Origin of the sequence: Serratia marcescens subsp. marcescens ATCC 13880, assembly GCF_017299535.1 — a bacterium.
Lineage (GTDB): Bacteria > Pseudomonadota > Gammaproteobacteria > Enterobacterales > Enterobacteriaceae > Serratia > Serratia marcescens.
This window is the reverse complement of record NZ_CP071238.1, coordinates 3,358,350-3,383,905: the sequence shown is the minus strand read 5'-3', so window position 1 is coordinate 3,383,905 and position 25,556 is coordinate 3,358,350. Positions and strand designations below refer to the sequence as shown.

The 25,556-nt window shown below is 58.2% G+C and carries 24 protein-coding genes; 13 read left to right on the top strand and 11 right to left on the bottom strand.

Annotated elements, in window-relative coordinates; all coding sequences use genetic code 11:
- Window positions 1–85 precede the first annotated feature (85 nt).
- On the bottom strand, window positions 86–274 hold the full coding sequence (locus tag J0F90_RS16190; protein WP_016927003.1) for a DNA polymerase III subunit theta: 189 nt from the start codon (window positions 272–274) through the stop codon (window positions 86–88).
- 54 nt (window positions 275–328) lie between these two features.
- Window positions 329–535 carry a hypothetical protein gene (locus J0F90_RS16185; protein WP_016927004.1) on the bottom strand — a complete coding sequence of 69 codons (207 nt, stop codon included), beginning with the start codon at window positions 533–535 and terminating at the stop codon, window positions 329–331.
- A gap of 258 nt (window positions 536–793) precedes the next feature.
- On the opposite strand from J0F90_RS16185, the gene J0F90_RS16180 reads away from it, so the two are divergent.
- Window positions 794–1,903, top strand: a complete 1,110-nt coding sequence (locus J0F90_RS16180) for an SDR family oxidoreductase (protein ID WP_033641387.1) — start codon at window positions 794–796, stop codon at window positions 1,901–1,903.
- Window positions 1,904–1,937: 34 nt separating this feature from the next.
- Here J0F90_RS16180 and J0F90_RS16175 read toward each other — a convergent pair whose 3' ends face one another.
- Window positions 1,938–2,684, bottom strand: coding sequence for a S24 family peptidase (locus J0F90_RS16175; protein ID WP_019453597.1), 747 nt, complete (start codon window positions 2,682–2,684; stop codon window positions 1,938–1,940).
- Window positions 2,685–2,859: 175 nt separating this feature from the next.
- On the opposite strand from J0F90_RS16175, the gene J0F90_RS16170 reads away from it, so the two are divergent.
- From J0F90_RS16170 to araD, 10 genes are all read left to right on the top strand, one after another.
- Entirely contained in the window at window positions 2,860–3,627 is a 768-nt protein-coding gene (locus tag J0F90_RS16170) for an N-acetylmuramoyl-L-alanine amidase (RefSeq protein ID WP_033639857.1), read from the top strand.
- A gap of 94 nt (window positions 3,628–3,721) precedes the next feature.
- Window positions 3,722–4,789, top strand: coding sequence for an FUSC family protein (locus J0F90_RS16165; protein ID WP_016927008.1), 1,068 nt, complete (start codon window positions 3,722–3,724; stop codon window positions 4,787–4,789).
- A gap of 161 nt (window positions 4,790–4,950) precedes the next feature.
- Window positions 4,951–5,268 (top strand): PTS system regulator TmaR, encoded by a 318-nt coding sequence (gene tmaR, locus J0F90_RS16160; protein WP_004935612.1) that lies wholly within the window; start codon window positions 4,951–4,953, stop codon window positions 5,266–5,268.
- Window positions 5,269–5,622: 354 nt separating this feature from the next.
- Window positions 5,623–6,690: an erythritol/L-threitol dehydrogenase gene (locus J0F90_RS16155; RefSeq protein ID WP_016927009.1), complete on the top strand. Its 1,068-nt coding sequence runs from the start codon at window positions 5,623–5,625 to the stop codon at window positions 6,688–6,690.
- Between the two features lie 135 nt (window positions 6,691–6,825).
- Window positions 6,826–7,743 (top strand): ABC transporter substrate-binding protein, encoded by a 918-nt coding sequence (locus J0F90_RS16150; RefSeq protein WP_016927010.1) that lies wholly within the window; start codon window positions 6,826–6,828, stop codon window positions 7,741–7,743.
- Between the two features lie 53 nt (window positions 7,744–7,796).
- A complete protein-coding gene (locus tag J0F90_RS16145) occupies window positions 7,797–9,287 on the top strand; it encodes a sugar ABC transporter ATP-binding protein (RefSeq protein WP_033639858.1) in 1,491 nt (496 codons plus the stop codon).
- Complete coding sequence (locus tag J0F90_RS16140; RefSeq protein ID WP_033639859.1) at window positions 9,284–10,273, top strand: ABC transporter permease; 990 nt, start codon at window positions 9,284–9,286, stop codon at window positions 10,271–10,273. Before J0F90_RS16145 ends, J0F90_RS16140 begins: the two co-directional genes overlap by 4 nt.
- Before the next feature lie 8 nt (window positions 10,274–10,281).
- Complete coding sequence (locus J0F90_RS16135) at window positions 10,282–11,769, top strand: FGGY-family carbohydrate kinase (RefSeq protein ID WP_033639860.1); 1,488 nt, start codon at window positions 10,282–10,284, stop codon at window positions 11,767–11,769.
- Entirely contained in the window at window positions 11,756–12,625 is an 870-nt protein-coding gene (locus J0F90_RS16130; RefSeq protein ID WP_033639861.1) for an L-ribulose-5-phosphate 3-epimerase, read from the top strand. Before J0F90_RS16135 ends, J0F90_RS16130 begins: the two co-directional genes overlap by 14 nt.
- Window positions 12,619–13,311 (top strand): L-ribulose-5-phosphate 4-epimerase, encoded by a 693-nt coding sequence (gene araD, locus J0F90_RS16125; protein ID WP_033632583.1) that lies wholly within the window; start codon window positions 12,619–12,621, stop codon window positions 13,309–13,311. Before J0F90_RS16130 ends, araD begins: the two co-directional genes overlap by 7 nt.
- Window positions 13,312–13,317: 6 nt before the next feature.
- Here araD and J0F90_RS16120 read toward each other — a convergent pair whose 3' ends face one another.
- Window positions 13,318–14,322 (bottom strand): LacI family DNA-binding transcriptional regulator, encoded by a 1,005-nt coding sequence (locus J0F90_RS16120; protein WP_004935582.1) that lies wholly within the window; start codon window positions 14,320–14,322, stop codon window positions 13,318–13,320.
- Between the two features lie 376 nt (window positions 14,323–14,698).
- Here J0F90_RS16120 and J0F90_RS16115 point away from each other — a divergent pair, with 376 nt between their 5' ends.
- Window positions 14,699–16,930: an NACHT domain-containing protein gene (locus J0F90_RS16115; RefSeq protein WP_126186780.1), complete on the top strand. Its 2,232-nt coding sequence runs from the start codon at window positions 14,699–14,701 to the stop codon at window positions 16,928–16,930.
- Between the two features lie 388 nt (window positions 16,931–17,318).
- On the opposite strand, the gene J0F90_RS16110 is transcribed toward J0F90_RS16115, so the two are convergent.
- Window positions 17,319–18,206: a LysR family transcriptional regulator gene (locus tag J0F90_RS16110; protein ID WP_033639863.1), complete on the bottom strand. Its 888-nt coding sequence runs from the start codon at window positions 18,204–18,206 to the stop codon at window positions 17,319–17,321.
- A gap of 107 nt (window positions 18,207–18,313) precedes the next feature.
- Between J0F90_RS16110 and J0F90_RS16105 the strand changes: the two genes are divergently transcribed.
- Window positions 18,314–19,621: a serine hydrolase domain-containing protein gene (locus tag J0F90_RS16105; RefSeq protein WP_033639864.1), complete on the top strand. Its 1,308-nt coding sequence runs from the start codon at window positions 18,314–18,316 to the stop codon at window positions 19,619–19,621.
- A 67-nt stretch (window positions 19,622–19,688) separates the two neighbouring features.
- On the opposite strand, the gene J0F90_RS16100 is transcribed toward J0F90_RS16105, so the two are convergent.
- The 6 genes from J0F90_RS16100 to J0F90_RS16075 form a co-directional block, all read right to left on the bottom strand.
- Window positions 19,689–20,438 (bottom strand): glycosyltransferase family 2 protein, encoded by a 750-nt coding sequence (locus J0F90_RS16100; RefSeq protein ID WP_033639865.1) that lies wholly within the window; start codon window positions 20,436–20,438, stop codon window positions 19,689–19,691.
- A gap of 102 nt (window positions 20,439–20,540) precedes the next feature.
- On the bottom strand, window positions 20,541–21,620 hold the full coding sequence (gene lptG / locus J0F90_RS16095) for an LPS export ABC transporter permease LptG (protein ID WP_033639866.1): 1,080 nt from the start codon (window positions 21,618–21,620) through the stop codon (window positions 20,541–20,543).
- Complete coding sequence (lptF, locus tag J0F90_RS16090; RefSeq protein ID WP_033639867.1) at window positions 21,617–22,687, bottom strand: LPS export ABC transporter permease LptF; 1,071 nt, start codon at window positions 22,685–22,687, stop codon at window positions 21,617–21,619. The genes lptG and lptF overlap by 4 nt, the downstream gene beginning before the upstream one ends.
- Before the next feature lie 28 nt (window positions 22,688–22,715).
- Complete coding sequence (locus J0F90_RS16085) at window positions 22,716–23,282, bottom strand: YtfJ family protein (protein ID WP_028127727.1); 567 nt, start codon at window positions 23,280–23,282, stop codon at window positions 22,716–22,718.
- A 20-nt stretch (window positions 23,283–23,302) separates the two neighbouring features.
- Window positions 23,303–24,172 (bottom strand): hypothetical protein, encoded by an 870-nt coding sequence (locus J0F90_RS16080; protein WP_016927024.1) that lies wholly within the window; start codon window positions 24,170–24,172, stop codon window positions 23,303–23,305.
- Window positions 24,169–25,506, bottom strand: a complete 1,338-nt coding sequence (locus J0F90_RS16075; RefSeq protein WP_004935553.1) for a lipopolysaccharide biosynthesis protein — start codon at window positions 25,504–25,506, stop codon at window positions 24,169–24,171. The genes J0F90_RS16080 and J0F90_RS16075 overlap by 4 nt, the downstream gene beginning before the upstream one ends.
- Between the last annotated feature and the right edge of the window lie 50 nt (window positions 25,507–25,556).

Below are 25,556 nucleotides of genomic sequence, written 5' to 3'. Positions count from 1 at the left end.
CGTCTCTTCAGTGGCGGATACAATATGCCCCTATTGTAACGGCGTGGGGAGCGATGCCAAGCGGCGGTTAGCGAAATGCGCGCAATTACGCACGGCGATAGAAATCCAGCCGCTGATGAAAGTAGGGGAGCAGGTGATCGGGGATCTGTCGTTCTGTTTCCGCCTGGGTCGAGGCGATGCCGTAGCGCTCGTTGTAGATCACGCTGATGGCCAGCAAATCGGTTTCTATTTTCTCGCGTTGCGCCTGCGGTAAGCTATCCAGCTTTCGAACCATCGTTATCTCCCTGTTAACCTTAGGGTATAATAGGATCGTTAGCGGGTCTTGTCCCTACCCATTCCGAGGGGAGGTGGACGCCTGAGCGCTTTGCTGTGAGCTGGAAGTCAGACTGTGACGCGCGGCGAACTCGCTCTGCGCCTGGTGCGCATTGAGGCGATCCGCCCGGTTATACAGCGAACAGGCGCCGCTTATCACCGCCCCCCAAAACAGGGTGCACAGCAGTAAAACCCCCAACCAGATTTTTTGGTTATAGGTCATAAGTCCTCCACGGACGAAAAGAGAAATAACATTGACCTTTAAATTAAATCAGGCACTACATCAATGGTATTTAAACGGCGGAGATTAATCATGGAATCTACGCGGTTCTTTTGTTACTAAACCCAGGATGGATGTTTCAAAAGATTCCTTAAGATAATATTAAGAAAAGTGAGTCTGGGCGCCGTAATTCTATTTAATATTTGTTTAAATATCCGCAGATACAATCTCCCACATTCAATGCCAATGTGGGTGACAATGATGAAAACGCTACTGTTGACCGGCGCTACCGGCTTTCTCGGTGGTGCAGTTCTTGAAAAATTATTGATTGAAAATCAGTCTATTAATTATCTTTTGCTGGTGCGCGCCGATGATGCGCAGCAAGGGCTGGCCCGTATTCGCGCGAATATGGAAAAGTTTAATATCGACGCGAATCTGCTGTCTAAAATTACGATGGAAAATATATTGTTGGGCGATCTTTCCGAGCCGGCCGACTTTTTAACTGACGCACGTATTAACAATGTCACGCACGTTATTAACTGCGCGGCCGTTGCTTCATTTGGTAATAACCCGCTCATTTGGAAGGTAAACGTAGAAGGCACTCTGGCCTTTGCTGAAAGAATGGCGCAGGTGCCGGGATTAAAACGCTTCCTGCACGTCGGCACCGCCATGTCCTGTTCGCCGGAGCCGGGTTCGCTGGTGGCGGAGAGCGGCGAGTTTGAGGAGGACGCCGAGCACCTGGTGGAATATACCCGTTCCAAATCCACCATCGAACAGCTGATGCGCCAGCGCTGCCCGCAAATGCCGTTGACCATCGCTCGTCCGTCGATTGTGGTGGGGCACACCCGCCTGGGCTGCCAGCCTTCCAGCAGCATTTTCTGGGTGTTTGGCATGGCGCTGATGCTGCGCAAGTTCATGTGCTCGCTGCAGGACAATATCGACGTGATCCCGGCGGACTACTGCGCGGATGCGCTGGTGATGCTGATGAACAGCGAAACGCTGGAGAACGACGTTTATCACATCTCCGCCGGTGAGGAGAGCAGCGTCAGCTTTGCTGAAATTGACAACGCCATGGCGGCGGCCCTGGAAAAAGCGCCGGTGGGCGATGAGTATGCGCAGGTGACCTATGACGCGTTGGTGAAAATGCGCCGTCAGCTGAAAGACATTTTCGGCCCGTGCAACGAGCGGCTGATGCTCAAAGCGATGCGCCTGTACGGCTCGTTCGCCATGCTCAACGTGCGTTTCAGCAACGAGAAGATCCTCAAGCTGGGCATGCCGAAACCGCCGCGTTTCACCGACTACATCGCCGGCTGCGTGCAGTCGACGCGCGGGCTGTCTATCCAGCAGCAGATGGTGGTGGACTTCAAATAACCGCCGGGCGCAACGGGCGCCCGAGGTTGCTCTGCTACCAGGACGAAGACGACCAGAAGACGCGGCCGAGCACCACCAGTTGCTCCTTGCGCTGCTGATAGCTGAGATGCTCGTCCTGGTACTCTTCCCGGTTGAGGGAGCGGATGATGACGCCGCCGTCCGGCTGCTCGATCAGCACCTTCACCCGCAGCAAATTGCCGTGGCGGATGGCGTAGGTCTTGCCCTCGCGGATGCGCGTGTCGTCGGTGTTGATGCCGACCACGTCGCCGTCCTGCAGGCGCGGTTCCATGCTGGAGCCGGAGATGCGGATAATGCGCGCGGCGTTGACCGCCACCCCCATCTTGTGCAGATAGTAACGGCGGAAGATCAGCGAAAACTCCTCGCGATCGACGATTTCGTAGCAGCCGTCGCCGGCGGAAAAATCAATATCCAGCAGCGGGATCTCCACAAACTCTTCCTTGTCTTGTTCGGTATCTTCCCATACCACCGGTTTCAAACGGGCGGGCTGGAAGTCCGACTCCGCCGCCACGTTGTCAAACGGGCGCACCAGCTGCTTTTCGTGAAACACGTCGAACCAGCCCTTGGGCAAATTCAGCCTGGCCTCGATCCGCCTGGCCAGATTGTCGCCAAGATTGCGGGAGGATTTTTCCCCGATGATTTGGCTCAGCGTTGGCGCGGAAGACTCAACCAGCGTGGCGAACTCATTCTGGTTGACGCCTTGCCGGGCGTAGCGGGCCATCAATTCGCGCAGATTGTTGCGCCTGATTTCTTTAGTTTCCATCGTGCAATGATCGCACTCTTTAGCAAAAAGGTAAATAACGATTTTGCTAAAAAACACTTGCGCATAATTTAGCAATTAGCTAAAACAAAAGGGTGGACCAAGGGTTCACCCGTGCGGGGCGGCCTGTCATGATGAGGGGCCGCTCAGTGAAATCAAGCGAGAGAGGGACTTTACGATGTACAAGATTGATTACAATAGCTACCGATCGGTCGCCAGCTTCGGCCACCGCGTGCGTTTTCTGGTGCTGCACTACACGGCGCAAAACTTCGCCGACTCGGTGACGTCGTTGACCGGAAAATCGGTCAGCGCGCACTACCTGGTGCCGGATCCGACCGAGGCGACCTATCAGGCGGCCGGCTTCAGCGGCGTGCGCATCTTCAACCTGGTGGACGAGAACGAGCGCGCCTGGCATGCCGGCACCAGCCAGTGGGGCACCCGCAGCAATATCAACGACACCTCGATCGGCATCGAGATCGTCAACCTGGCGAGCGGCGACGGTGAAAACATCACCTTCCCGCCGTTCAATCCGCAGCAGATCGAGGCGGTCACCCAGTTGGCGCAGAACATTCTGCAGCGTTATCCGGACATCTCGCCGGTGAACGTGGTGGCGCACTCCGACATCGCACCGGGCCGCAAGAGCGATCCGGGCCCGCAGTTCCCGTGGCAGCAGCTGTATCAGGCCGGCGTCGGCGCCTGGTATGACGAAGCGACCAAGCAGCAGCGCCAGCAGGAATACTGCAGCCAGGGCCTGCCGGCGCAGGCCGAGCTGCTGAAACTGTTCGCCCAATACGGCTATGACACCTCGGCGGCGAACACCGCAGAAGGCTATCGCCAGCTGGTGCGCGCGTTCCAGTTGCACTTCCGTCCGCAGAAGTATGACGGCGTGATGGATGCCGAAACCGCCGCCGTTCTGCGCGCGCTGGTCGACAAGTACGCCGCCTGAGCCTGACCGCGAATGGGGGACGCCTCATTCGCCTTTTCCTCGCCGGGCTTCCTCCGCTAAAATAGCGGCCTGGCTGGTCTTTATCGGAGGCATCGTGCGCCTCGATCGAAAAATCTCTCCCCTTGAACTGCTGACCTATCGCCACTATCGCGTCGTTCACGGCGTGCGCATCGGGCTGGCGTTTATCCTGACCTTTCTGCTGATCCGCCTGCTGGCGGTGCCCGAAGGCACCTGGCCGCTGATCACCCTGGTGGTGGTGATGGGGCCGATCTCGTTTTGGGGCAACGTGCTGCAGCGGGCGCTGCAACGCATTGCCGGCACGGTGTTTGGCGCCGCGTCCGGCCTGATCGCCCTGTATCTGGAACTCTATTCGCTGCCGCTGATGCTGGTCTGGTGCGGCGTGGTGATGTTCGTCTGCGGTTACCTGACGCTCGGCAAACGGCCGTATATGGCGCTGCTGGTGGGGATCACGCTGGCGGTGGTGTGCGGCGCGGGCGCCGGCGACATGCACACCGCGCTTTGGCGCAGCGGCGACGTGATCTTCGGCTCGCTGCTGGCGCTGCTGTTCACCAGCATCTACCCGCAGCGCGCCTACATTCTGTGGCGCATGCAAATGGCGGACTGCCTGCAAACCGCCGCCCGAATTTACGGCGCCTACTTTTCGCCGAACGTCATTGAGCGGCCGCGGCTGGAGCCGCAGCTCAAGGATCTGTTGAATCAGGTGGTGAAGCTGCGCAGCCTGATCGTGCCCGCCAGCAAGGAAACCCGCATCCCCAAAGCGGTGTTCGAGGCGGTGCAAACCCTCAGCCGCAATCTGGTGTGCACGCTGGAACTGATGGCCGACGCCTACTGGGCTTCGCGCGAAACGCACTTCATCATGCTGAACGCCCGCACGCTGCGCAGCACCCAACTGCTGACGCTGAGCTCGCTGGAATCGCTGGCGCTGCTGATGCGCGAAGGGCCACAGGCGCAGCGGCAGGCGGCGGCGGGGCAGTTGGCGGAGATCGCCGGCGAGCTGAAAACGCTGATGCAGGAGGTCAGCCTCGGCCAGCACGGCGAAGCGCCGATTTACGGCTATGTCTGGCTCAGCATGGAGCTGGCGCAGCAGCTGGAAGAGTTGGGGGATCTGCTCCAGGTCTGCACCGCCGCCGGGCGTGAATAAGGGGGTCAGATCATGAAGGCGGCGCTTTGGGTTTTGGCCGCCGGGGCAAAGTGGGTAAGATAAGGCAATCACTGTTGTGCCGGACCGCCACAAACCTGTATCTTGGTGCCATGTGGCCGTAAGCAAATGAATCTGTGTATTACTAAAGCAAGGGTATAAAGATGGATAATGCAAATAAGCCGAGTTTCCAGGACGTGCTGGAGTTTGTGCGTATGTTCCGCCGCAAAAACAAACTGCAACGCGAGATCGTCGACAACGAAAAAAAAATTCGTGATAACCAGAAGCGCGTGCTGCTGCTCGACAACCTGAGCGAGTACATCAAGCCCGGCATGAGCATTGAAGACATTCAGGGCATCATCGCCAACATGCGCAGCGACTATGAAGATCGCGTTGATGACTACATCATCAAAAATGCCGATCTGTCCAAAGAGCGCCGCGAGCTGTCCAAAAAGCTGAAAGCGATGGGCGAAGTGAAGTAACCCGCTTTATCGGGCCGGGCGCGATGCCAGGCCCGCATTCCTGCCAATCATCTTCTTCCTGGCGTTTCGATCATCTCCCGATCCTCATCGATCCCGTAAATGGGATCGCGATCCGCATTTGTAGCATTTTTAGCCGCAATGTTAACGAACTGTGATTTTGCTCAAACAATTCTTTTTGCAGCTTTGGTTATATGTCGATCAATGTTCACGTTGTCATTTTGAGTTTTCGAGATGTTTTATGATTAATTTATTGAAATTTAACATGTTGTTTCGTTGCTCGTTTTTTGTTGAATAAAAATGACAACGTCAACATTTAGAATTTTCAAGCGTTTAACGAGTGTATTGGAGGAAGAGATGAGCCAGTTGCCGGAAAAAATGCGCGCGGTCGTTTGCCACGGCCCGCAGGACTACCGTTTCGAACAGGTGCCCACGCCGCTGCCGAAGGCGCGCGAGCTGGTGATCAAGGTGGAAGGCTGCGGCATCTGCGCCGGCGACTGCAAGTGCAAGAACGGCGCGCAGATGTTTTGGGGGGAGAACCCGTGGGTCAAACCGCCGGTGGTGCCGGGACATGAGTTCTACGGCCGCATCGCCGCGCTGGGCGAGGGCGCGGAAGGCAAATACCGGATCGGTGAGCGGGTGATCGCCGAGCAGATCGTGCCGTGCTGGGAGTGCCGTTACTGCAAATCCGGCAGTTACTGGATGTGTGAGACGCATAACATTTACGGCTTCCAGAAAGACGTGGCGGAGGGCGGCATGGCGGAATACATGCGCTTTTCTGAGAACGCCATCGTCCACAAGATCCCGGAAAGCCTGAGCCATGAAGACGCGGTGCTGATCGAACCGATGGCCTGCGCCATCCACACCGTGGCGCGCGGCGACATCCAACTGGACGACGTGGTGGTGTTGGCCGGCGCCGGGCCGCTCGGGCTGTGCATGGTGCAGGTGGCGCGCCTGAAGACGCCGAAGAAACTGATCGTGATCGACGCCATCGACGAGCGGCTGGCGCTGGCGAAGGAATTCGGCGCCGACGTAGTGATCAACCCGCTGAAGGAAGATGCCGACCAGATCGTCAAATCGCTGACCGGCGGCTACGGCTGTGACGTGTATATCGAGGCCACCGGCGCGCCGATCGGCGTCACCCAGGGGCTGCAGATGATCCGCAAGCTGGGCCGCTTCGTGGAGTTCAGCGTGTTCGGCAAGGAAACCACCGTCGATTGGTCCATCATCGGCGATCGCAAGGAGCTGGACATTCGCGGCGCGCACCTGGCGCCCTACAGCTATGAAATCGCCATCGATCTGTTCGAACGCGGGCTGGTGACTTCCAACGGCGTGGTCACCCACAGCTATTCATTGAACGACTGGGACGAAGCCTTCGCCCTGGCGGACTCGACCGACTCCATCAAGGTGATCCTGGTTCCCTGATTTTCCCGCCGTACCGCTGTTGCAGTCACGACCGCCGGCCCGTTCGCAATGGGGGGCCGGTTGGTCGGCCAAACGTAAAGACATGCTGTTGCTCTGATAACCACAACAAGAAGCTTCCCTACAGGAGAATTGGCTATGTTTTCATTATTCAAAAAGACCCTGCCTTTTATCGTCGCCGGTGGAATGTTGGCGGCCAGCCAGGTGGCGCTGGCCAAGCAAATCACTATCGGTATGTCGTTCCAGGAAATGAACAACGACTACTTTGTCACCATGAAACAGGCGTTGGATCAGGCGGCGGCGGATATCGGCGCCAAGGTGTACGTGGCCGATGCGCGCCATGACGTCGCCAAACAGATCGGCGACGTGGAAGACATGCTGCAGAAGAAGGTGGATATCCTGCTGATCAACCCGACCGATTCGGTGGGGGTGCAGTCGGCGGTGATCTCCGCCCATAAGGCCGGCGCGGTGGTGGTGGCGATCGACGCGCAGGCGGAAGGGCCGCTGGATTCGTTCGTCGGCTCGGAAAACTACGACGCCGGCTTCCAGGCGGGCGAATATCTGGCGAAAGCGCTGGGCGGCAAAGGCAAGGTGGCGATCCTCGACGGCATCCCGGTGGTGCCGATCCTGGAGCGCGTGCGCGGCTTTGAAGCGGCGATGAAAAAATACCCCGACATCAAGATCGTCACCAAGCAAAACGGCAAGCAGGAACGCGACACCGCGCTGACCGTGACCGAAAACATGCTGCAGTCGGCGCCGGATCTGGCGGGCATCTTCAGTGTCAACGACGTCGGCGCGCTCGGCGCCCTGGCGGCGATCGAAAGCAACGGCGCCAAGGTCAAGCTGGTGAGCGTCGACGGCCAGCCGGAAGCCATCAAAGAGATCCTCAAGCCGAATTCGCCGTTCATCGCCACTTCGGCGCAGTTCCCGCGCGACCAGCTGCGCATCGCGCTCGGCATTGCGCTGGCCCGCTACTGGGGCGCCACGGTGCCGAAAACCGTGCCGGTCAAAGTGAAGCTGATCGACCGCAGCAATGCGGCCGGCTTTAGCTGGTAACAGCGGCCGGTTCGCCCCGCTGCGGCGGGGCGTTCGGCGCGGAGGGCAATGCGGTGACACCTTTACTGGAACTGAAGCGAATCAAGAAAAGCTTTCCCGGCGTGAAGGCGCTGGACGGCATCGATCTGGCCATTCAACGCGGCGAGGTGCACGCCCTGCTGGGCGAAAACGGCGCCGGCAAATCGACGCTGGTGAAAATCATGTGCGGCATCTATCAGCCGGACGAGGGCGATATTTTTATCGACGGCGAGCAGCGCCGCTTTAACAACTATCGCCAGGCGATCGAGGCCGGGGTCGGCATTATTTTTCAGGAATTCTCGTTGATTCCCTACATGAGCGCCATCGACAACATCTTCCTCAACCGGGAGATCAGGAATCGCTGGGGCCTGCTGGATCGGCGGGCGATGCGGCGCAAGGCCGAGGCGATCTTCAAGCGGCTGACGGTGGCTATCGATCTCGATTGCCCGGTGGAGCAGTTGAGCGTGGCGCAGCAGCAGTTCGTTGAGATCGCCAAGGCGCTGTCGCTGGAGGCGCGGGTGCTGGTGCTGGATGAACCGACCGCCACGCTGACGCCGGGCGAGGCCGAGCACCTGTTCAGCGTGATGAACGATCTGCGGCTGCTGGGCGTCGGCATGGTGTTTATCTCGCACCACCTGGACGAGATCTTCACCATCTGCGATCGCATCACCGTACTGCGCGACGGCGCCTACATCGAAACGCTGGCCACCGGCGACACCAACGTGGAAGAGCTGGTGCGGCTGATGGTCGGGCGCAAAATCGAGAACGCCTTCCCGGCGAAACAGCACCCGGTCGATACCGCGACGGTGCTGCTGGAGGCGGAGATCCAGCGCGAGAAGCACGGCGCGACCGACCGCTTCCACCTGCACAAGGGCGAGATCCTCGGCTTCGCCGGGCTGGTGGGCTCCGGGCGCACCGAGACCGTCTCGGCGCTGATCGGCGCCAGCCGCTGCCACCGCAAACGCGTCCGCCTCGGCGGCCAACCGGCGGCGCTGCGCTCCCCGGCGCAGGCGCTGGCGCAGGGCATCGGCCTGCTGCCGGAGAGCCGCAAAACCGAGGGCCTGGTGCTGCCGTTTTCGGTGGCGCAGAACATCACCCTCAACCGGCACCACCGGCGCGGCAAGATCTTCGTCAGCGCCCGCAAGGATCGCGACGTGGTGCAGCGGCTGATCCGCGCCGTGGGCGTGAAAACCCCGGACGCCGAGACCGCCGTCAGCACCCTGAGCGGCGGCAACCAGCAGAAGGTGGTGATCGCCCGCTGGCTCAACAATGACTGCAACATCCTGATCTTCGACGAGCCGACGCGCGGCATAGACGTGGGCGCCAAGGCCGAGATCTACCAGCTGATGCAGCAACTGACCCAGCAGGGCATCTCCATCATCATGATTTCTTCCGAACTGCCGGAGATCATCGGCGTGTGCGACCGCGTGCTGGTGTTTCGCGGCGGCCACATCGTCGCCGAGCTGACCGGCGACGACATCGAATCCAACCACATCATGCTTCACGCGACCGGGAGTGCCTTATGATCGGAATTGAACAACCCGCCGTGGCGCGCCGCGCCGCCGGCCCCAGCCTCGGCAAGCGCTGGGAAAAACTGCTGCATCACCCGGCGGTCTTGCCGTTTATCGGCTTTGTGATCCTGTTCGTGCTGATGAGCCTGTTGAACGACAGCTTCCTCAGCGTCAACAACCTGACCAACGTGGCGCGCCAGGTGTCGATCAACGCCATCATCGCGGTGGGCATGACCTGCGCCATCCTGACCGGCGGCATCGATCTCTCGGTGGGGCCGGTGATGGCGCTGGCCGGTTCGGTCGCCGCCGGGCTGATGCTGGCGGCGGTGCCCATTCCGCTGGCGATGGTGGCGGCGCTGGCGCTCGGCGCGCTGTTCGGCCTGGCCAACGGCGCCTGCATCGCCTACCTGCGCATGCCGCCGATCATCGTCACCCTGGCGTCGATGGGCATCGCCCGCGGCCTGGCGCTGCTCTATACCGGCGGCTACCCGATCTCCGGCCTGCCCGACGTTTTCTCCTTCTTCGGCCGCGGCACGGTGCTGGGCATTCAGGTGCCGATCCTGATCATGCTCGGCGTGTACGTGCTGGCCTGGCTGATGCTCAATCAGCTGCCGTTCGGCCGCTACGTCTACGCGATGGGCGGCAACGAAGAGGCGGCGCGCCTGAGCGGCATCCGTGTGCCGCGTTACAAGATGCTGGTGTACGTGATCAGCGGCCTGACCGCCGCGCTGGCCGGGCTGGTGCTGACCTCGCGCCTGATGAGCGGGCAGCCCAACGCCGGCGAAGGCTTCGAGCTGGACGCCATCGCCGCGGTGGTGCTGGGCGGGGCGGCGATCTCCGGCGGGCGCGGCGCCATCGTCGGCACGCTGGTGGGGGCGATGATGCTCGGGGTACTCAACAACGGTCTCAATCTGATGAACGTATCGCCGTATATCCAGAATGTGGTGAAGGGCGGCATCATCCTGGCCGCCATCTACCTCAGCTCCGTGCGGCGCAAATAGGAGGCGCGATGTCAGTTTTTCTTGGCATAGACGTCGGCGGCACGGTGATCAAGGCCGGGCTGTACCGGGCCGATGGCGAAGAACTGGCGATCGCCGAGCGCGACGGCGCGGCGATCGCCGCTCAGCCGGGCTTCAGCGAACGCAATATGGACGCGCTGTGGGATGACGTTTGCGCGGCGATCCGCCAGACGCTGCACGCGGCGGGGCTGGAGGCCGGGCAGGTGCGCGGCGTCAGCTTCTCGGCGCACGGCAAAGGGCTGTACGCCATCGACCGCCACGGCAAACCGGTCGGCAACGGCATCCTCTCTTCGGACAACCGCGCGGCGGCCACGGCGGCTGAGCTGCGCCGCGCCGGCGTGGACGCGCAGACCTACCCGCGCAGCCTGCAGCCGCTGTGGCCCAGCCACCCGGCGCTGCTGCTGCGCTGGCTGAAGCAGCGGCAGCCGGCGCAGTACGCCGCCGTCGATCGCATCCTGATGGCGCACGACTACCTGCGCTTTCGCCTCACCGGCGAGGCGGCGGCCGAGGTGACCAACATCTCCGGCAGCAACCTGTTTAACCAGCGCAGCGGCGCTTACGATCCGGCGCTGATGGCGGCCTTCGGCATCGAAGAGGCGCAGGAGAAGACCGCGCAGGTGATCGGCTCGGCGCAGCTGGCCGGGCGGGTGACGGCCGCTGCGGCGGCGCAGTGCGGTCTGCGAACGGGCACCGCGGTATACGGCGGCCTGTTCGACGTGGTGGGCGCGGCGCTCAGCTCCGGCGTGGCCGACGATCGCACGCTCAGCGCGGTGGCGGGCACCTGGTCGATCGCCACCTGCGTGACCGAGCGCATCATTCCCGCCGATTACCCCTATGCCTGGGGGCGCTACTGCATCGACGGCCGCTATTTCGCGCACGAAGGCAGCCCGACCTCGGCCGGCAACCTGGCCTGGTTCCTGCGCCAGTTCTGCGCCGACGACCGGCAGCGCTACGCCCAGTTCAACGATTGGGTGGCCGAGCGCCGCGAGCAGCCGAGCGGGCTGCTGTTCCTGCCGTATCTGTACGGCTCCAACCTCGGCGGCAACACACCGGGCGGGCTGATCGGCCTGAGCGCCCACCACGAGATGGCGGACGTGGTGCAGGCGATCTACCAGGGCATCGTGTTCTCGCACCTGATCCATCAGGAGCGCATGGTGCAGTTGAACCCGCGCATCGAACGGGTGCGCATGACCGGCGGGCCGACGCAGTCCGAGGTCTGGATGCAGATGTACGCCGACGCCGGCAACCTGCCGCTTGAGGTGGTGGAAACCCGCCAAAGCGGCTGCCGCGCCGCCGCCCTATGCGCCGCCGTCGGCGCCGGGGAGTATGCCGGGTTCGCCGAAGCGATCGCCGCCGCGCCGCCCAAATTGCGCTGTTATTATCCCGCGACCGCCGCCCACCGGCTCCTGCGCGCCCAGCAGGCGCGCTATCTGGCGGTCGCCCAGGCTTTGAGTGAGGTGACTGATGCAAACGACTAACGCCGCCTGTCTGGGGCTGTATGAAAAGGCGCTGCCCGCCGATCTGAGCTGGCCGCAGCGGCTGGCCACCGCCGCCGAGTTGGGCTTTGAGTTCGTGGAGATGTCGATCGACGAGCAGCCGGCGCGCCAGCAGCGGCTGGACTGGGATCGCCGCCAGCGGCTGGCGTTTATCCAGGCGCGGCTTGACAGCGGGGTGACGGTGCCGAGCCTGTGCCTGTCGGCGCACCGGCGCGATCCGTTCGGCAGCCATGACGCCGCCACCCGCGAACGGGCGCGGGTGCTGATGAGCAAGGCGCTGGAACTGGCGACGGATCTCGGCATCCGCAACATCCAGCTGGCGGGTTACGACGTCTATTACGAACCCGCCGATCGCCACAGCCGCGAACGCTTTATCGAGGGCATGCAGTGGGCGGCGACGCAGGCCGCCAGGGCGCAGGTGATGCTGTCGGTGGAGGTGATGGACACGCCGTTCATCAACAGCATCAGCAAATGGCGCGACATCGCCCCCCACGTCAACAGCCCGTGGTTCACGGTGTATCCCGATCTCGGCAACCTCAGCGCCTGGGGCAACGACGTCGCCGCCGAGCTGGCGCTGGGCATCGGCAGCATCACCGCCATACACCTCAAAGACACCGTCGCGGTGGGGCCGGGCAGCGCCGGGCAGTTCCGCGACGTGCCGTTCGGCGAAGGCTGCGTGGATTTCGCCCACGCCTTTGCCGTGCTCAACGCGCTCGGCTATCGCGGCCCCTATCTGCTGGAGATGTGGGCGCGCGAAGACGGGCGGGATAAGCAACGCATCGCCCAGGCCAAGGCCTGGCTCGAACAACAGATGAATGAGGGAGGCATCGCATGCTGAACGAACTCAAGCGGCAGGTGCTGGCCGCCAACCTCAGCCTGCCGGCATACGGGCTGGTGACCTTTACCTGGGGCAACGTCTCGGCGATCGACCGCCAGAGCGGGCTGGTGGTGATCAAGCCTTCGGGCATCGCCTACGAGGCGATGACGCTGGAGGATCTGGTGGTGGTGGATCTGGAGGGCAAGGTGCGCGAAGGGCACCGCAAGCCTTCATCCGACACCGCCACCCACCTGGCGCTGTACCGCGCCTTCGCCGATATCGGCGGCGTGGTGCACACCCACAGCCGCAACGCCACCATCTGGGCGCAGGCCGGGCAGCCGATCCCGGCGCTGGGCACCACCCACGCCGACTACTTTTACGGTGACATTCCCTGCACCCGGCCGATGAGCGAGGCGGAGATCGCCGGGGATTACGAGGGGGAAACCGGTAAGGTGATTATCGAGACCTTCAATCAGGCGGGGCGCGATCCGCAGCAGGTGCCGGGGGTATTGGTTTACTCCCACGGCCCGTTCGCCTGGGGCAAGGACGCGGCGGATGCGGTGCACAACGCGGTGGTGCTGGAAGAGGTGGCGATCATGGCGATGGCGACGCGCCAGCTGGCGCCGGCCATCGCCCCGATGCAGCCGGAGCTGCTGGACAAACATTTCCTGCGCAAGCACGGCAAACACGCCTACTACGGGCAATAGCGCCCGTCAGCGATTCAACAGAGAGCCGGTGAAGAACTCTCTGCGCACCGGCAACTCGCCGCGCGGGCTGTTAATGGCGCTGAACAGCAGCTCCGCGGCGATCTCCCCCAGTTTCTGCGTATCGTGATACACCCCCGGAATGTGCAGGCCGTAAGCGCCGGCGCGCGGCGGCTCGTCTATCGAGAAGAACTTCACCTGCTGATAGAGCCCCATCTCGTGGCAGATGGCGATGGCGCCCAGCGTGATGATGCCGTTCAGGCCGATGATGTAATCCGGGCGGTTCTCCGGCTGCGCCAGATAGGCGCGCACTTCGCTCTCTTGCGAGGTGAAATCGTAGTCGCCGTTGATGATATGAATCTCACGGCCGCTGCCCTGCAAGGCCGCGACGATGCCGGCGGTGCGCGTTAGCGTAATTTCCGAATCCGCCGGGCCGCCGATAATCAGCAGCTTCTGCTCCGGCTGCTCCGCCAGATAGCGCCCGGCCAGCACGCCGATCTCGCGGTTATCGAGGAACACGCCGCTCAGCTGCTGATCGTAGAGATCGCGGTCGATAAGGATCAGCGGCACGCCATACACCTCGGCCAGCTCGAGATAGGCGGGGCGGTAGCGCTTGTCGTCGCGCACCGCCGACAGCAGGATGCCGCGCGCCTTGTAGCCGAACAGCGCCTGAATGGCGCGCATTTCCGCCTCTTCGCTGCCGTCGGTGTCGAACAGCATGATCTGGTAGCCCTGCTGACGCGCAATGCGCGACACGGTCTTGATCAGGCCGGAATAGAACGGGTTGTACATGCTGCTGGTAACGATGCCGATAATCTGGCTGCTGCTGCTTTTCAGTCCCTGCGCGAAGGCGTTGGGCACATAGTTCAGCTCTTTGGCGATGGCGTGAATGCGCTCGCGGGTTTCCGGCTTGACCAGCTCGGGCTTATTGAAGGCGCGGGAAACGGTGATATTGGTCACCCTGGCGCGGCGGGCGATATCCACGATAGTGGCATTGGGATTGGCTTTCGACACCGTCTTTCCTTGCGTTATGCCTCAACAGATCCCTTATTGTAGGGAAAGGGCGGGGGCGGTGCTAGGGGGGAGTGCGGGGATACAAATAAAAAACAATGAAGTAATATTATTTGATTGTTAATTTATTTAAATTTAATTATTGGATATTTTTATATAAAAAGTTTATTAAGTGTCATGCGAAGAACCATGGTCGATGATTTAGTGCTAAAATATAAAGCTGCCTACATTGTAGTGTTATAATCACATACACAATTCGCAGGGGTTTACATAGGTTGCTATATTTGTTTTTTTTGAAGGGTTGAAGCTAAGTTTTTGAATGATGGCCATTATTAATTCTGGCTGAATATATTGGAAAAACAATGCTATGGAGTATGCCATGACTAGTTGGAGTAATTTGGAGAAAAATGTCCGTGAATATTCTCAGTATATTTGGAATATGCCAGCAAATCCAGAAAGAATTAATGGTGTGAATTTCGATTGTGTTCTTAAAATCTCCGAAATTGAGCATGTTATTATAGAGGTTACAGAAAACAAAAGCTTGGATAAAATTAGATCTGACATCGCTAAGATTCAAGCTGTAAGAATGAGCATGATGATTAAAAATATAATGGTAAGACCATATATAATCTGTGGCTTTATCCCGACGCAAGGTATGAGAGACGCGGGTAATGAGTACTTTATAAATGTTATAAGCTTCATGGATTTTCAACGTATGTTTTTTGATTTTTCAGCTTATAACACAGTGCGTTCTAGTAAACAATTCGGTAGTGCGATTGATCCATTAACAGGGAAAGATGATACATCAGCATATACTCCCGTTGGCTATTTGCATCAAAAGAAAGGCGAAATTGATGCAGTTGAAATCGCTGAGAGAATTCTCAAAGGCGAGAAAATAATCCTCCTAGGAGACTATGGATCAGGGAAAAGTAGATGTTTCAAAGAAGTGTTTAAAATATTATCAAAAAAAAGCAATGAAACGCTCTTATATCCCATAGCCATTGATTTAAAAGAAGTCTGGGGATTGGTTAGCGCCGTTGAAATAATAAGAAGACATTTTATAAATTTGGGTATGAGCGAGAGCCAAACCAGCAGTGTTATAAAAGCATATAACGGTGAAAGATTGTGTTTCCTATTAGATGGTTTTGATGAAATAGGATCTCGGCCATGGAGTGAAAACAAAAGTACCCTTATTGAGCTAAGGAAGCATGCCTTACAGGGGGTCAAGGATCTATTGAGTAAAACTGGCGCAGGCTGTTTAATTTCTGGAAGGGATCACTACTTTAATAGTGAAGCTGAAATGTTTTCAGCATTGGGTATGGACGCTAAAAATTCCACAATAGCAAAATGCAAGAATGAATTTAGTGTAGAAGAGTTTGACAAATATCTACAACTAAACCATATCGCTGTTGAATTACCTGAGTGGTTACCCAAAAAGCCGCTTGTTTTGAAAACAATAGCCTCACTAAAGGTTGATAAGGTCTCAGAACTTTTTGAGTCATCTAAAAATAATGAAATAGGATTTTGGTTTGATTTTATTGACGCAATGTGTAAAAGAGACTCATTAATACATCCAATACTTGATGAGCAAACGGTGAAAAATGTATTAATACGGCTAGCAAGTTTGACTAGAAACAAGCCTCAGAATTACGGACCTCTAACAGAAGTTGAAGTGGTTAATGTATTTCATGAAGTTACAGGTACTTACCCGAATGAGCAATCTACTGTGATGTTGCAGCGCTTGCCTGGGTTGGGGCGCGTAAGTTCAGAAACTAGTGATAGAAATTTTATTGATACATTCATTCTTGATGGATTAAGGGCGCTAGATCTTTCTGAAAAAATTCAGTCCGGGGACCAAAGGTTATCTGATCTAAAATGGATAAATCCACTTTATTCTCTCGGAACATCTGTTTTGGTGAAGGAGATAGAAGAGAAAAATTTAAAAACAGCATTCGTTAATTATATTAAAAATGCTCTACACAGAGATAAGGTAAATAGAGTTTCTATTTCTGATGCTATATCAGCAATTTCCTCAGAAGGGGATCAGGAATTAAATATGAACAACTTGATGTTTGATGAACCTCATTTTGGATTTATCGATTTTGATAATAGTAAAATTAGTAATGTAAATTTTAGAAATGGAATTTTCGAATATGTCAAGTTAGGTAAGATAGACCCTCCTGGCGTAATCATGCAATCATGCCATATCGTAAGTTTGTATGGTGTTTCTTCGGCAACAGGGTTGCCGGATTGGATTGAAAATTGCACTATTGAAAATTATGAATCGGTAGACACCTTAACGTCAATAAAAAACTCTGGGCTGAATAAAACGCAGGAGATTCTTGTTTCCATTTTAATAAAAGTATACAAACAGGATGGTAATGGCAGGTTAGAGCATACTTTAACTAAAGGTCTTGCTCATGTAAATAAAAAAAACATGAATCAAGTGTTAAGATACCTTATTAGCAACGGGTTTCTTGAGACGAGCAAGGACAAGGGGGAAATGATATATAAACCAGTAAGAAAATTCCAAGGTAGAATTGAAAAAATAATAACAGAGCTTAATAGATCAGAAGACTCAATTTGGAAATATGTAACTAGTTTAGAATAATTTAACATTAGATATGATTGGCTATAAAGATAAGTTACTAGGTTTAAAATGCCGCTAAACATGCGGCATTAATTTCCCACTCCAAATAGCTGGTAGACTTTAATCTTTGTCAATTATTATGTTTAAATAATTAAATAATTAAATAATTAAATAATTAAATAATTAAATAATTAAATAATTAAATAATTAAATAATTAAATAATTAAATAATTACCAATTAATTACACACATCATAACATTAAACTTTTCGTTGGTGCACATATATTCACCTAGTTACTTAGTTATCTTCTGATTTTTAGATCCATCCTGAAAGAGAAACTATTTACTCAAGGTGTCTAATTTATAATTCTTAGGAAAATTAATTATAAACCTCCATTTTTTAGAAAACTTAACACCCCCGCCACAACCCCGGCAACAGCGCCAGCGTCTCATCAATCAGCGCCCGCCGGTCATTGCCCGGCTTCCAGATGGTCACCATGGTTTGGCTGATCCCCTGGCTGCCCACTTCGGTGCGCAGCGTGTTGACGTTTTTCCACTGTTCGGCATGCATATGCGTCGGCAAGAATCCCCAGCCGCAGCCCTGTTCGAGCAGGGCGCGCAGCATTTCCAGCTCGTTGGTAAATATTGTATGCCCGGAAATTTGCAGGCGGCGCGCCACCGGTTCGTCAGAGTCCGGGTGCATGATCACCTGCGGCGTGAGCGAAAGTTCCAGCAGCGAGAGCGGCTGTTCCGCGCCGGGGAAAAGCGTTTTGGCGGCGTAAAAATCCATCTCTATCGCCCCTAAGGCGCGCCACTCCATGGTGTCGCCCACGCTGCGGTTGCGCGCCTGGCAGATGCCCAGATCGGCCTGGCCGCTTGCCAGCAGGCTTTCTGCTTCGTCGCGCGAGGCGTTAATCAGGCTCAGGCGCGTGTTGCGCTGGGCCATGGCGGCAATCAGCGCCTGCAGCAGCGTGCGGGGGGTAAAGGGATCGTAGACCAGCGAGATTTCCTGCGCCGCGCTCTTCGGCACGTCTTTGGCGAACGCCTCAAACGCTTTCACCTGCCGCATCAGCAGGTGCGCCTGGCGTTGCAGCTGCTCGCCTTCCGGCGTCAGGTGCAGGCTGCGCCCCTCGCGCAGGAACAGCGCATAGCCCAAGCCATCCTCAAGAAAATCAATCAAATCGCGCAGCGTCGTGCGGTCTTTGCCCAGCTTGAGCGCGGCTTTTGCCAGGCTGCCGTGCTCGGCCACGGCGGTGAAGGCTTCCAGTTGGGCAAAGGAGTAAATCAGGCTCGGCACGCGGTTCTCCCGTCGATTTTGCGGGGGATTTTCCCCCATCAGGCGTTTTTTATTATAGGCCGCGTTTTTTTAAGCTGAACGCCTTCCTGAGCTAAGCGAGAAAAAATATGAAAAGCAAAGTGTTTAACCGCAGCCTGCTGGCGGGCGTTGTCATCAGCCTCTGCAGCGGCCTGTTGGCGCCCGTCGCGCTGGCCGCCTGTGCGGGCACCGAACTCAGCGCCTGTCCGGCGCCTTTCGATGCGCAATTGCCGGACACGCACAAGATGCTCACCTGGAGCCAGAGCGACCGGGTGATCGGTTTTCGTAACGACTACCGCAACTATGCCGGGGATGTGTTTCACCACGGCAATGCCATACCGCTGGTGGCTGCCGCTAAACAGCTAACGGACGCCAGTTATCGGGTGAATGGCAAAACCTATAGCCTGCAGGATTACCTGCAGCGCCAGAACGTCAGCGGCATGCTGGTGCTGAAAGACGGCAAAATCGCCTGGAAATATCTGGGGCAGGGCAATACCGACGCCACCCTGTGGACGTCACGCTCGGTGGGCAAATCGGTGGTCGCCACGCTGGTGGGCGTGGCGATTAAACAGGGCAAGATCCGCTCGCTCGACGATCTCATCACGCAATACGAACCCGATCTGAAAGGCACCGCGTGGGACGGCGTGACCCTCAGGCAGCTGATCACCCATACCTCCGGCGTGGCGTGGAATGAGGACTACACCAACCCGAAATCGGACTTCGCGCAGCTGACCGAGTGTGAAGCCAGGCCCGGCACCTACGCCTGCGTGCGCAAGCTGGTAGCCGGTCTGCACCGTGCGCATCCGGCCGGGCAGAACTGGTCTTACTCCTCCGGCGGCGCGTGGCTGCTGGGCGACGTGCTGGAGCGCGCCACTGGCATGCCGCTGGCGGTTTATCTGGAAAAAAGCATCTGGCAGCCGTACGGCATGGCGAGCGACGGCGTGTGGCATGCCTACGCGAAAGGCCAGCACGACGTGGGCGCGCACGGGTTCAACGCCACGCTGGAAGACTGGGGGCGCTTCGGCGAATTCATTCTGCATAACGGGAAGCTGCCGAACGGCAAACAGATCCTGCCGGAAGATTGGGTAGCCCAGTCGGCCAACTGGACGCGGGCGGCGGGCTCGGTGTCGGCGGCGCATCCTGACGGCATCTACGGCTACCAGTGGTGGAACAACGAAGTGCCGGTGAATGCGGCCAACGTAGAACCCGCTCCGCAGGCCTCCCTCAAGCATTCCCTGTGGGCGCTGGGGATCTTCGGCCAGATGATTATGGTCAATCAGGCGGAGAATCTGGTGATCGTCCAGTGGTCCACCTGGCCGCAGGCGGAACCTTCTTTCAGCGCGCAACCGTTGGAGGCATCGCTGATGTTTAGCGCGATAGCGAAGGAATTGCGTTAACGTCGGCTGGGCAAGCAGGGGCTGGATGGCGGTTGCCATTCAGCCCCTGTTTCTGTCCTTAACGCTATCAATCTTTGCCATACCAGGATTTAAAATACTTCAGGAAACTGTAGGCGACGGCATAGAAACCAGTGACGGCGCCGACTTTGCCTTCTTTCCATGCGCCGCTCAGTACGTACCATTTAAAAAATGCGCCGATCGCGCTAACGACGCCACGAAATATTGAGGGCCTAATGTCTCTGTATTTTACTACCCTTGTCGTATAGCTATTGAGCTTATTGAGTATTTCATGGAGAGAGTAAAAAGTATCGTGCTTAACATTGCCGGGAATGACCGACGTGTGAATATAGCCTTCAGCGGCATCATCTACCGGAGCATCATTGAACCTGACCTGTGTTCTATTGAACAGTCGAACGGGGTAGTCCGGTGAGGAGATGGGATAAATCGTTCTGACTGGCTGTCCGAGAACAAACCAATTCCTTTTGATTCTAAAGGCTTGCTGCGGTGGCGGGTTTTCCTGCGATTTGAATTTTAAAATGGACGTTATGGTTTCGGTATCAAGGATTTCGTCGCTGTCCAGGCACAACACCCAGTCATGATGAGCTTGAGAAATCGCAAAGTTCATTTGGCGTCCGTGAGTCTCGAAACGATGATAAATAGGGCTTATTCCAAAGCTTTGGCAAATAGACAGCGTTTTATCCGTACTGCCGGAGTCCACCACAATCCACTCATCCGCAATGCTCATGAGTGGAGAAAGCACCTCGTGTAATAAACGAGAGGAGTTAAAGGTCAGTATACAAACAGCTATCTTTGCCATTAACTTACATCCTTAAAAATCGCGAGCAGGTGAGTGCGTGATGTTTTCTCTGGAATGGAAATTGCGATTCTCTTCTTATCCCTTATCAATCTCAGAAAATGCCTAACCCCGCCGATCAAACCGATAAACCAGCGCCAGCGACAATGCCAGGAGCAAAAGCGGCGGGGCGAGGGCGGTGAAGGGCGCGTTGAGGGCGAACAGCAACCCCAGATTGAGGACGATCTGGTAAGCGATGTAGGTCAGCAGCCCGATGATGACGCCGAGCGCTAATCGGCTGCCCATGCCGGGCGCGCGAGGGGCGGTGAAGGTAAACGGGATGGCCAGCAAAATCATCGCCAGCACCAGCAGGGGCTGGCCGAGTTTTTTCCACAGCGCCAGGCGGTATTCGGTGCTGGGCTGCCCCGAGCCCTGCAGGTAATCGATATAGCGATCCAGCTGTTGGAGCGAGAAACTGCCGGCCGGCAGGGTCAGCTCTTTCAGGCTCGGCACCGCGAACAGCGAGCGCCACGGCAGGCTGTCTTGCTGCTGAATCGTCTCCTTTCTGCCTTGCCAGCTTTTCTGCATCACGTTGTGCAGCAGCCAGCTGCCATCGGCGGCGGTGCTGGCGCTGTCGGCGTAAATGTAAGATTCCAGCGCGCGGTTGGCCTGATAACGGAAGATCTCAATGCCGTGGGGCTGGTCGTTCTCATCGACGGTTTTTACCGTCACAAACTCGTTGCCGCGCCGCGCCCACAGCGGGTTAACGGTGACGTCGTTACTGTTCGACTGCGCCAGCGCGTTGTTTTTCATCTGCAGCGCGCGTTGTTGCAGCGGCGAGGCGGCCCATTCATCGAGGGCGCCGAGCGAGAGGTTCATCAGCAGCCCGGCGGCGAGCATCACCAGCGCGATGCGGAATATTGACATCCCGGCGGAGCGGATCGCCGTCAGCTCCAGGCTTTTAGACAGCTGCCCCAGCCCGACGATGCCGCCGAGCAGCGCGATAAACGGCCCCAGATCGACCAGGCTGCGCGGCAGCGTCATCACGGTCACCAGCAGCGCCTGCTGCCAGCGGTAGCCGCCCGGAGTGACGTCCTCCAGCTCGTTGATCAGAGTAAAGGTGGTGAACAGCGGGATGAGCAGCCCGGCCGCGGCGGCGAAGCCGATGAACACGTTGCGGATCAGGTAACGGCTAAAAATAGTCATCGGGAGGGTTTCCGCAGCAGGGATAAGTCGCGCGCCAGCAGCAGGGCGATGCCGACAGCCATCGCTATCGGCACCAGCCAAACGCCGGGGATCGTCGGCAGAGAACCGTTGGCCACCAGCGTGCGGCAAATGTTGCCGCCATAGAAAATTACGGTAAACAGCACCGTCAGGGGCAGCAGCGCGGCGTAGCGCCCCTGCCGCGGCTTGATGCGGCTAAAGGGGATCGCCAGCAGCACCATCAGCACGGTGGTCAGCCCACGGCTCTCGCGCCATTGCAGTTCGGCGGCGTCGCCCGGATCGGCGGAGCGCGCCAGTTCCGCCGGCGAGGCCGACTTGTGCCGGCTCTCGGCGCTGGGCACGAACGGTTTGAGCGCGATGTCAAAGTTGTCGTAATTCTGGCCGTTGTCGTCGGCGCCCTCACGATCCAGCACATAGGCGGTGCCGGTTTTCAGCCGCACGGCGGGGCTGGCGGGGGAGGCGTCGAGCACTTCCACCGACTGCGCGCGGTACAGGTTGGTGTGATGGCCGCCGCGCACATAAATCAGGGCGTCCGTCAGGTGGTTGGCCGTTTTGTCGACGTGATTGGCGAGGATCATGCGGCCGTTGCCGCTGACGTTGAATTTGTCGGCCTGCAGGTGGCTCACGTCCAGCACCGATTGCGACTGTTGCTGCAGCTGATAAATATTGGCGTACGCCCAGGGCCTGCCATACAGCGACAGCAGCGTGACCGCGATCGCCAGCGGCACGGCGAGTAGCAGCACCGCCTTGTACAGCCGCAGCGGGCTGGCGCCGGCGGCCAGCATGGCGGTGATCTCCGCATCGCTGTACATCTGGCTCAGCGCGACCGCCACCGAGACATACAGCGCGACGGGCAATATCATCTCCAGCGCGATCAGCGATTTATAGAAAACCACGTCGGCCACCACCCGCAGCGCCAGCGTGCCGTTGGCGGCGTCGGTCAGGTAGCGCTGGGCGGAGTAGCTGGCGAACATGAAGATCAGAAACCCGGCGATCATCATCACCAGGCGGCGGATCTCAACCGTGATATAGCGTTCAATCAAAGACATGCGTTATCGGTTCCCGGCAGCGTGCGCTTCATGGCGTCTCCTGCGCGATCAGCGCGCGCAGCAGGGCGATCACCTGGTCAACTTCCTGCGGGGTGAGTGCGCCGTCCTTCGCCCACTGCACGCGCCCGGCCTTGTCCAGCACTACGATGGTGGAGCTTTCCTCCGGCAGCCGCCAGGCCATGCGCCCCAGCCCGTCGCTGTCGACGATGAATTGCGCCCAGGGATAATGCCGCTTGTTTTTCTCGATCTTGCCGCGCACGAAGAAGCCGGAGCCCGGTATCGCATCGTCGGTGTTGACGATGGTGGTCGGCTGGAAGCGATCGCCCGGCAGGTTCGCGTCCTTAACGGCGTTGATCAGCAACGAGTTCTTCTTTTTGGCGGAGGTGCGCCCGGCGATGTACTGGATCACCCGCACCTTGCCCGCCAGTTTTGCGCTGTTCCACGGCCGGTAACTGAAATCGCCGTTGCGCAGCAGCAGCTCGCCGCGGTCGGCGATGGCGATCGGCGCCACCGGCCGGCCATGCACGAAGTTATGCGCGGATGCCGCCAGCGGCGTCAGCAGCAGGGCGAGGGCCAGCAAGCGAGGTAACGTCATCATGGCTACGGGCAATGCGCTTATCTGCCCGCTGCGATGGCCGGCTGGGAAAACGACAGGGGAAAGCGCGCCAGCAGCAGCTCCAGGCGCTGGCGGATGTCGATATCCAGGATCGCCGGCCGATCATAGATATCGCCGCCGGCCAGCTTGTCCGCCACCATCACGTCATGCCGGTCACCCATCAGGCCGTTAATCGCCGCCAGGAAGCGCGAGATCTGCCGGGCCTCGCGGTTGTCGGGATCGATCGATCTCAGCGTGTCGTAGAATGAGACCTGGCGGCTGACGATTTTGCGCACGTCATGGAACTGATGCCCGGTCAGCGCTGGGCCGGCGATCAGCGTTTGCAGCTGGCGCATTTGCTCCTGACGGTAGGTGATAAAGCCCTGTGCGCTTTCCAGCCGGGTGTGGCGCAGCGCATAGCGCACGTAAGACCACACCGGCTTGCTGAGCAGCAGCCGCAGCAGGTTGCCGTACAGCGTCAGGTTCTTCTGGTTGCCGTTGCGAAACGCGTCCTGAAAATGGCCGAGCACCACGGTGGTGGTGTGGAACAGGCGGTTGGCGCGGTGGGGGGCGCCGTACAGCTGCTGGGCGAAGCGCAGGTGCTTATAGCGGGCGCGGATATATTTGTAGCGCATGCGGGTCGCCGCCGCCAACTGCGGGTCTTGCAAGAAACCGTTCACCAATTGCAGCAGCTCGCGGCGGGAAAAGCCGTCTTCCCAAAACTGCAGGCACAGCGCGTAGTTGTCCCGAATGCTTTCGGGGGAGCATTCCAGATCGATCTGCTGCGGCAGGCTGATATTCGCCTCAACCAGGTCGTCCTCTTCCACCGCGACAAACAGCGCCTGGGTGGTTTCGGCGGAGAACTTTTTCCAATTATTGCTAGCGGTCATTGATTACTCTCTTTGGGCACATTCAGCCCCAACATAAAGCGATTGCGGTAGGCGCCGATCGTCGGTATCAGGGATAACAGAACGTCTAAACATTGCCCCAGTAAATAAGCGAAGGCGGCGCCCTGCACGCCGAAGGCATACGCCATAGACACCAGCAGCGCAATGTAGGCCGCCGAGGCCGTCGCCTGCGCGATCAGGAAAGCGCGCTGCTTGCCCGCCATAAACAGTAAGGATTCCTGCGGGAAGCCCATCATCGAGACGATGATCGCGCCCAGCATGATTTGAATCAGGTCATAGGCTTCCAGGTATTGCTGCCCGAAGACCGCGGAAATAAGCGGCTTGCCCACCAGCAACATCAACACCGCGACGGCCAGGCCGATGCCGCCGGCCAGCAGCGAGGAGCGCAGGCCGAGCAGCCACGGGGTCTTGGTGCGCGGATCCAGGCGCATGATCTCGGGATAGAAGCTTTTCTCCAGCAGCTTGGCCGGGGTGCCCGTCGCATCGAAGAAGGTCATGGCGATCTTGAACAGCCCGGCGGCGGCCGGCCCGAGCACCACGCCCACCAGCACGGTGGTGCAGGAGTTGCGCGCAGCCCAGATGGTATGGGCGATGTTGGTGGTCCAGACGAAGTTCCAGGCGCCCTCAATGCGGCGCGCGACGTTGAACAGGCGCGGCCTCAGCGCGCCGTGGATATCGCGGCGGCGCAGTTCGCGCGCAGTGAACCACCAAAACAGCGTGCCGCCGATCAGGTTCGAGGCGTACCAGGTGACGATAAAGCCGGGGAACCCCAGATCGAAATAATAGGAGATGACGCTGCCCACCGCCTGCAGGAACGGCTTGATCGCCTGCTGGATGGCGATGAGATCGAAGCGGTTGAAGGCGCGCAGCACGCCGGTCGGCGTGGACGAGGTCATCGATGGGATCAGGGTGCAGTACAGCATGGCGAGCCAGAAGCTTTCGCTGTCCAGCCCCAGGGCGTGAGACAGGAACGGCAGCATGATCATGCCGCCCAGCACGGCGATGACGCCGCTGGCGATATCCAGGCCGAAGGAGAAGGCGACGACGTCGCGGAAGCGCCCGGTATTTTGATGCTCCAGCGCCGGAGTGCCGAATTGCACCACAAACTGCCAGGTCTGGAATTTGATGAAATCGCTGACCGCTTTGGTATAGGCCTGGATCACCACCAGCACGCCGAACATTTCAGGCGACATGCCTTTACCGGCGCAGGAGAGCGCCAGCAGGCCGAGCAGCGCGCTGGCGACGCTGCCGGAGCCCAGGTAGGCGGCATTACGTAAAATGGAACGAAACGCGCCGTCGGAAAACCACCGTTTCATAGCCCAAACCAGCCGTTATCGTTGTTTTGCTGCATTTTGTTTTCCGCAGT

Bases quoted from the DNA above. Each gene is read 5' to 3' on its own strand.
- J0F90_RS16190 (WP_016927003.1), bottom strand. From the start codon at position 274: ATGGTTCGAAAGCTGGATAGCTTACCGCAGGCGCAACGCGAGAAAATA.
- J0F90_RS16185 (WP_016927004.1), bottom strand. From the start codon at position 535: ATGACCTATAACCAAAAAATCTGGTTGGGGGTTTTACTGCTGTGCACC.
- J0F90_RS16180 (WP_033641387.1), top strand. From the start codon at position 794: ATGAAAACGCTACTGTTGACCGGCGCTACCGGCTTTCTCGGTGGTGCA.
- J0F90_RS16175 (WP_019453597.1), bottom strand. From the start codon at position 2,684: ATGGAAACTAAAGAAATCAGGCGCAACAATCTGCGCGAATTGATGGCC.
- J0F90_RS16170 (WP_033639857.1), top strand. From the start codon at position 2,860: ATGTACAAGATTGATTACAATAGCTACCGATCGGTCGCCAGCTTCGGC.
- tmaR (WP_004935612.1), top strand. From the start codon at position 4,951: ATGGATAATGCAAATAAGCCGAGTTTCCAGGACGTGCTGGAGTTTGTG.
- J0F90_RS16155 (WP_016927009.1), top strand. From the start codon at position 5,623: ATGAGCCAGTTGCCGGAAAAAATGCGCGCGGTCGTTTGCCACGGCCCG.
- J0F90_RS16150 (WP_016927010.1), top strand. From the start codon at position 6,826: ATGTTTTCATTATTCAAAAAGACCCTGCCTTTTATCGTCGCCGGTGGA.
- J0F90_RS16140 (WP_033639859.1), top strand. From the start codon at position 9,284: ATGATCGGAATTGAACAACCCGCCGTGGCGCGCCGCGCCGCCGGCCCC.
- J0F90_RS16135 (WP_033639860.1), top strand. From the start codon at position 10,282: ATGTCAGTTTTTCTTGGCATAGACGTCGGCGGCACGGTGATCAAGGCC.
- J0F90_RS16130 (WP_033639861.1), top strand. From the start codon at position 11,756: ATGCAAACGACTAACGCCGCCTGTCTGGGGCTGTATGAAAAGGCGCTG.
- araD (WP_033632583.1), top strand. From the start codon at position 12,619: ATGCTGAACGAACTCAAGCGGCAGGTGCTGGCCGCCAACCTCAGCCTG.
- J0F90_RS16115 (WP_126186780.1), top strand. From the start codon at position 14,699: ATGACTAGTTGGAGTAATTTGGAGAAAAATGTCCGTGAATATTCTCAG.
- J0F90_RS16105 (WP_033639864.1), top strand. From the start codon at position 18,314: ATGAAAAGCAAAGTGTTTAACCGCAGCCTGCTGGCGGGCGTTGTCATC.
- J0F90_RS16100 (WP_033639865.1), bottom strand. From the start codon at position 20,438: ATGGCAAAGATAGCTGTTTGTATACTGACCTTTAACTCCTCTCGTTTA.
- lptG (WP_033639866.1), bottom strand. From the start codon at position 21,620: ATGACTATTTTTAGCCGTTACCTGATCCGCAACGTGTTCATCGGCTTC.
- lptF (WP_033639867.1), bottom strand. From the start codon at position 22,687: ATGTCTTTGATTGAACGCTATATCACGGTTGAGATCCGCCGCCTGGTG.
- J0F90_RS16085 (WP_028127727.1), bottom strand. From the start codon at position 23,282: ATGACGTTACCTCGCTTGCTGGCCCTCGCCCTGCTGCTGACGCCGCTG.
- J0F90_RS16080 (WP_016927024.1), bottom strand. From the start codon at position 24,172: ATGACCGCTAGCAATAATTGGAAAAAGTTCTCCGCCGAAACCACCCAG.
- J0F90_RS16075 (WP_004935553.1), bottom strand. From the start codon at position 25,506: ATGAAACGGTGGTTTTCCGACGGCGCGTTTCGTTCCATTTTACGTAAT.